This is a genomic window from Alcanivorax sp. HI0083, from assembly GCF_001635175.1.
Window position 1 is genome coordinate 1 of sequence record NZ_LWFX01001156.1, and the last position, 5,600, is coordinate 5,600.

Annotated in this window: 6 protein-coding genes and 1 pseudogene; 6 read left to right on the plus strand and 1 reads right to left on the minus strand. The window is 60.1% G+C overall.

The features are described from left to right. Positions 1–626, minus strand: a 626-nt coding sequence (locus A3754_RS16445; protein ID WP_063520567.1) for a LysR family transcriptional regulator, incomplete at its 3' end; no start/stop codon positions are given. Between the two features lie 134 nt (positions 627–760). On the opposite strand from A3754_RS16445, the gene A3754_RS16450 reads away from it, so the two are divergent. The 6 genes and pseudogenes from A3754_RS16450 to A3754_RS16475 all read left to right on the plus strand — a co-directional run. Then, a complete protein-coding gene (locus A3754_RS16450; RefSeq protein WP_063520568.1) occupies positions 761–2,497 on the plus strand; it encodes a sulfite reductase flavoprotein subunit alpha in 1,737 nt (578 codons plus the stop codon). Between the two features lie 14 nt (positions 2,498–2,511). After that, the gene (locus tag A3754_RS16455) at positions 2,512–4,251 is read left to right on the plus strand and encodes an NADPH-dependent assimilatory sulfite reductase hemoprotein subunit (protein WP_063520569.1); all 1,740 of its coding nucleotides are present in this window, start codon (positions 2,512–2,514) and stop codon (positions 4,249–4,251) included. A 13-nt stretch (positions 4,252–4,264) separates the two neighbouring features. After that, the gene (locus A3754_RS16460; protein ID WP_063520570.1) at positions 4,265–4,591 is read left to right on the plus strand and encodes a DsrE family protein; all 327 of its coding nucleotides are present in this window, start codon (positions 4,265–4,267) and stop codon (positions 4,589–4,591) included. 11 nt (positions 4,592–4,602) lie between these two features. Beyond that, positions 4,603–5,016: a DsrE/DsrF/TusD sulfur relay family protein gene (locus A3754_RS16465; protein ID WP_063520571.1), complete on the plus strand. Its 414-nt coding sequence runs from the start codon at positions 4,603–4,605 to the stop codon at positions 5,014–5,016. 3 nt (positions 5,017–5,019) lie between these two features. Next, positions 5,020–5,400, plus strand: a complete 381-nt coding sequence (locus tag A3754_RS16470; protein WP_063520572.1) for a DsrE family protein — start codon at positions 5,020–5,022, stop codon at positions 5,398–5,400. Further along, positions 5,394–5,600 (plus strand): annotated as a pseudogene (locus A3754_RS16475) (nitronate monooxygenase); the annotation flags it as partial. The gene A3754_RS16470 and the pseudogene A3754_RS16475, both read left to right, overlap by 7 nt.

A 5,600-nucleotide genomic window follows, 5' to 3' on the forward strand; every position in this document is an offset into this window, starting at 1 on the left:
GCCAACGGTCCTAAATCCATGGTTAACGTGGCACGGGCCTTTTCCGGCAGCGCCACATCGTGCTGTTGACGAAAGTGCGCCCCCCAATCCACATACACGTAGGGTTCCGCCGTGTGCGGGGTGCGTGCCAGAATCAGTTTTTCTTCCAGCAACTGCTCCACCTGCATGCCGGGCCAGTAGTCCGGTTGGTGAACCAGCACCGCATCCAACACACCCTGCTCCAGCCGCTCGTGCAAGGAGCGAGGCTCACCGACTTCAGTACGCAGCGCCACATCCGGCAACACCTCTCGCAGCGCCGATAGCCAGTTGAGCAACAACGGATTCCACAGACTGATCTCCGCTCCCAATGTCAGCACAGATTCCGCACCCTGCGGTAACGGCAGCTCCCGGCGGGCCGCCTCCCAGGTCTGCACCAGCTGGCTGGCGTGGCTGGCAAATCGCTCTCCGTGATCCGTCAGCGTCGCCCCGCTACGGTTACGCACAAACAGCCGGCAACCCAGCTGCCCTTCCAGGTTCTGCACCCGTGCCGTGACAGTAGTCTGAGTGATGTGTAGCCGGTCTGCCGCCGCCATAAAGCTGCCCGTGCGGACAATTTCCAGAAAGGTACGGGCCAGATCGATATCCAAAAGGGGCTCCTCATACAGGCTCAAAACGGACTTATATCGATATCTTCGATATTAAACTCTCTTATATTTCATTATTGCCTATTAAAACGAGTCTTCATACTCACTGTCATGGTAATAACCGGAGCGCCCATTCCATGACGCCCCCGCAAACAGCAACCCCCTTTTCCGAGCCCCAGTGGCAGCAGGTGCAGCAGCTGCTGGGCCTGCTGGATGAACGCCAGGCCCTCTGGCTCAGTGGCTACCTGGCCGCCGGCGCCCCTGCGCAAGCAACGACGCCACAGGCCGCGCCCAGCCCGGGCAACGCCGTGCTGATCGCCTACGGCGGCGAAACCGGCAACGGCGAGAGCATCGCCCGGGCACTGGCCGAACAGGCCCACCAGCAAGGCATTAACGTGGACCTGGAAGACCTGGCCAAACTGCGCGTACGGCAGCTCAGCAAGCGCAAACACCTGCTGGTCATCTGCAGCACCCACGGCGATGGCGACCCTCCCGAACCCGTGGTCCCCTTTTACGAGGCCCTGATGGCCGACAACGCCCCGCGCCTGGAGGGCCTGCAGTTCTCCGTACTGGCACTGGGCGACAGCAGCTACGAGCACTTTTGTGTCACCGGCCAGCAGCTGGATGAACGGCTGGAAGCGCTGGGCGGCACGCGCTTGCACCCACGTCAGGAATGCGATGTGGACTTTGACGAACCTGCCGCCCGCTGGGGTAAAGCCGTGCGCGAGCAGCTGCCGCGTAGCGAGCAAAACGCAGCCACATCCACGATACCGGCCGCGCCCACCGGCGCCGCCCCGGTCTACAGCAAAAAGCAGCCCCTCAGTGTCGAGGTGCTGGAAAACCTGAACCTGAGCGCCCCGCAGCGGACCTCGCCGATCCACCATCTGGAACTGGCGCTGGAAACCCCGGACTTCGCCATTGCCCCCGGTGATGCCGTCGGCGTGCTCGCCGACAACCCTCCGGCATTGGTTGCCGCCGTGCTGGATGCCTGTAATCTCTCCGGCGAGGCACCGGTCACCCTTCAGGGCGAATCCATGCCATTGGTGCAGGCGCTGCGTCAGCACCAGGACTTGACCATTCCCAGCCCCCGCTTTCTGGAACAGTGGGCGCAACTGAGCGATGACCCAACCCTGAAACAGCAATTGGATGCCCCCGGCAAAGAACAGCGTCAGTATCTGAAAACCGTCCAGGTACTGGACCTGCTTCATCAGGCCCCCGCCACGCCGGACCCGCAAGCCCTGGTCGATGCCCTGCGCCCGCTGCAACCGCGCCTGTACGATGTGGCCAATAGCCTGGGACACATCGACGATGAGCTGCACCTGAACGTGAAAGCGTTTCGCTATGGCATCGCCGGCCGCCAGGAAAGCGGCATCGCCTCCCAATATCTGCTCACCCTGGAGCCCGGCGACACCGTGCGCATTTACCCGCACCGCAACGCTCGCTTCCACTTGCCAGACGACCCGCAAACACCGGTAATTTTGATCGCCGAGGGCACCGGCATTGCCCCCTACCGCGCCTTTATTCAAGCGCTGGGGCAAGCCCGTGCGCAGCGCCCCTGCTGGTTGGTATTTGCCGAACAACAGTTTGAGCAGGATTTTCTTTATCAAACGGAATTCCAGCAAGCCCACCAGGACGGCGTGCTCGACAGGGTCGATACCGTTTTCTATCAGGACCAACCAGGCAAACGACTGGCCAGCCCACTACTGGAACAGTCCAAACGCTTGCAAGAGTGGGTCGAATCCGGTGCTCACCTGTATTTCTGTGGCGACAAGCAACGTCTTGCCGACTGTGAAAAATCCCTGTCCGCCCTGTTTGACGCGGACACCTGGAAACAGCTGGGTAAAGACAAACGCCTGCACCGAAACCTGTATTAACCGCGAGGCAGACCATGACTGATCGAAGCTGCGATCTGAGCCAGGACATCAGCGAGCTGCACGCCAACGAGCAGCTCAAAGCCAACAGCCAATACCTGCGTGGCACCATTTCTGAAAGCCTGGAAAACGCCATCACCGGTGCCGTCTCCGGCGACGACTCCCTGCTGATGAAATTTCATGGCATTTATCAACAGGACGACCGCGACCTGCGCGCCGGCCGGGCCCGCCGCAAACTGGAGCCCAACTACCAATTTATGGTGCGCATGCGCATTCCTGGCGGCACCCTGAGCAAAACCCAGTGGCAGGGCATCGACCAGTTGTCGCGGCGCTTTGCCGATCGCGGCATTCGCATTACCACGCGGCAGACCATTCAGCTCCATGGCATCCGCAAGCCGTATCTGCGAGCACTGATGCAGGGCATCCGTGACCTGGGCCTGGACACCATTGCCGCCTGCGGCGATGACAGTCGTGGCGTGGTGTGTGGCAGCAATCCGTCGCAATCTGCTATCCACCAGCAAGTGGCCGACCTGGCCCGGGAAACCAGCCAGCGACTGATTCCCAAAACCGGTGCCTACCCGCAAATCTGGTATCAGGAAGATCGCCCGGTCATGGCCGATGAGGACCCACAATACGGGCCGCTCTACTTGCCCCGCAAATTCAAGGTGGGTTATGTGATTCCGCCCATCAATGACATTGATGTGTACGGCCAGGACCTGGGCCTGATTGCCATCGTGGAAGACGGCGCACTGCAAGGTTTCAATATCTGTGTCGGTGGCGGCATGGGGCAGCTGGATACCCGTGAAAACAGCTATCCCCGCGCCGCCGAAGTACTCGGTTTCATTCCCCCGAATGAAGCCCCTGCGTTTGCTGAAACCGTCATGGGCATTCAGCGGGACTTCGGTGACCGTAAAGACCGCCACCGGGCTCGCTTTAAATACACCCTGGATCGCCTGGGCAATGACTGGTTTTTGCAACAACTGGCCCAGCGCCGCGGTAAACCTCTCGCACCGGCACGCCCCTTCACTCTGACCCAAAACGGGGATGCACTGGGTTGGCAACAAGGCGATGACGGCCTGTGGACGGCAACACTGCATATTGAAAATGGCCGTGTCGACGGCGCCTTGCGCGACCAGCTGGAAGGTTTTTTCCAGCAGTACGGCGGTCGCATCCGCATGACCACCAATCAAAACCTGCAGCTGACCCACGTGGAAGAGCACGAACGCGAACAGATCGGCTGGCGGCTTGACGACCTGGGACTAAGCCACCGGCTCGAACCCGACCTGCAAGCGGCGCATACCCTCAGCTGTGTGGCCTTCCCCACCTGCGGCCTGGCCATGGCCGAAGCGGAGCGCTACATGCCGGACCTGCTCGAGCTGTTTAACCGCCTCAAACAGCAGTACGGCCTCAGTCAGGTACCGATCACGCTCCGTGTAACCGGTTGCCCAAACGGTTGCGCTCGCCCCTATCTGGCAGAGATCGCCCTCACCGGTCGCGCTCCGGGACTCTACAATTTGTACCTGGGCGGCAGTTTTAATGGCGACAGGCTCAATCGTCTGTACGCCAGCAACGTCAGTGAGAGTCGCTTCATTGACTTGATCGCTCCGTTGTTCGAAGCCTTTGCAGAGCAAAGAAACAGTGGCGAATCGTTTGGGGACTTCCTGATTCGCAGCAAGCGTCTCGATACCGTGCACGACAAGAGCACAACCAATAGCAACTCGCCGGATGCTCAACCCGTTGTCATCCAGCCCCATTGAACCAGGAGTCATCATGTCGGATTACCTGTTTATCCAGAGCCAGGACCCGTTCACCGAGGTCCGCACCGCACACCAGTTCGCCCTCGCCGGGCAACTCTACGATGCCGGCCACAACGTGCGCCTGCTGCTGGTACAAAACGGGGTTACCCCGGCTCGCAAAGGCGCCCGCAGTGAGCATTTCGACAAGCTGCTGAAATGGGGCGTGCCTGTCATGGCCGACGGTTTCTCTCTGCAACAACGGCAGATACTGGATCAAGATCTGAAGGACAACATTGCCAGCAGCAGCCTTGATACCGTTATCGACGCCCTGCTCGACGGTGAAAAAGTCATCTGGAATTAATTGGAGTGATCATGAGTGAAAACAAAACACTGACCTTTGCGTTCATGGACCCACCGTTCGAGAGTGAGCGCACGGTAACCTTTTTCCGTCTGCTTGATGCTGCTCTGGAAAAAAATGCCAACGTTCGTGTGTTTGCCTACGAAGGCGCCGTGGCGCTGTCTTTTTCCAAACAGTCGCCCCATGGCAACGCTGTTCACGGCCACGACTGTGAAGAAGAAGCCCACCCGCTGAGCAAGGACTGGGTGGCCGCCTTGCAACAAAAAGCCGCAGGCAAGGGGCTGACCTTCGAGTGGATCAACTGCGGGCTGTGCGTGGACGAGCGTGGAGTCAACGACGTGATCGACGGCTGCGGCCGAGGCGGCCCGCCGGATTTGTGGCGCTACGCCAGCGAGGCCTTCAACACTCTCACCATCGGCACGAGGTAAGCCATGAAAGCGTTACAAGTTATCGATCAGGCATTTCGTACCACCACCGAAGAGCAGGACGACACCATCCTCTGGCTCACCCAATCCATGCGCGGAGCCGGTGGCCATTTGACCGTGCTGCTCAGTGGTCATGGTGTGTATTACGCCACCCAGCAACAAACGCAACCGGCCTTGAACGTGGCCGGCTGGTCGCAAACCCAGCCCGCCAACCTGCCCCGGGATTTAAGCAACCTGCTGGAAAGCGGTGTGCCCGTTTACGCCGTTAGCGAGGATCTGGAAGAACGGGGGCTGGAGCGCAAAAGCTTGCTCAAAGGAGTTCAGGCCGTCAGCCGCCAGGGCCTGGTCAACCTGTATGAAAGCGTGGACCAGATCTGGCAATGGTGATCCTTCCCCAACCATTACGCACCCCGCTGCTGCATACCCTGGGCTGCGAATTGCCCATCATGCTGGCAGGTATGGGCGGCGTATCCCGCCATCAACTGGTGGCGGCAGTAAATCGGGCCGGCGGCTTCGGAGTGCTGGGTATGGTTCGTGAGCCCGTGGCGCGCAAGGCTTCCACTTCATGGCGGATGCGCGCCATCAAC

Bases quoted from the DNA above. Each gene is read 5' to 3' on its own strand.
- A3754_RS16455 (WP_063520569.1), top strand. From the start codon at position 2,512: ATGACTGATCGAAGCTGCGATCTGAGCCAGGACATCAGCGAGCTGCAC.
- A3754_RS16465 (WP_063520571.1), top strand. From the start codon at position 4,603: ATGAGTGAAAACAAAACACTGACCTTTGCGTTCATGGACCCACCGTTC.
- A3754_RS16450 (WP_063520568.1), top strand. From the start codon at position 761: ATGACGCCCCCGCAAACAGCAACCCCCTTTTCCGAGCCCCAGTGGCAG.
- A3754_RS16470 (WP_063520572.1), top strand. From the start codon at position 5,020: ATGAAAGCGTTACAAGTTATCGATCAGGCATTTCGTACCACCACCGAA.
- A3754_RS16460 (WP_063520570.1), top strand. From the start codon at position 4,265: ATGTCGGATTACCTGTTTATCCAGAGCCAGGACCCGTTCACCGAGGTC.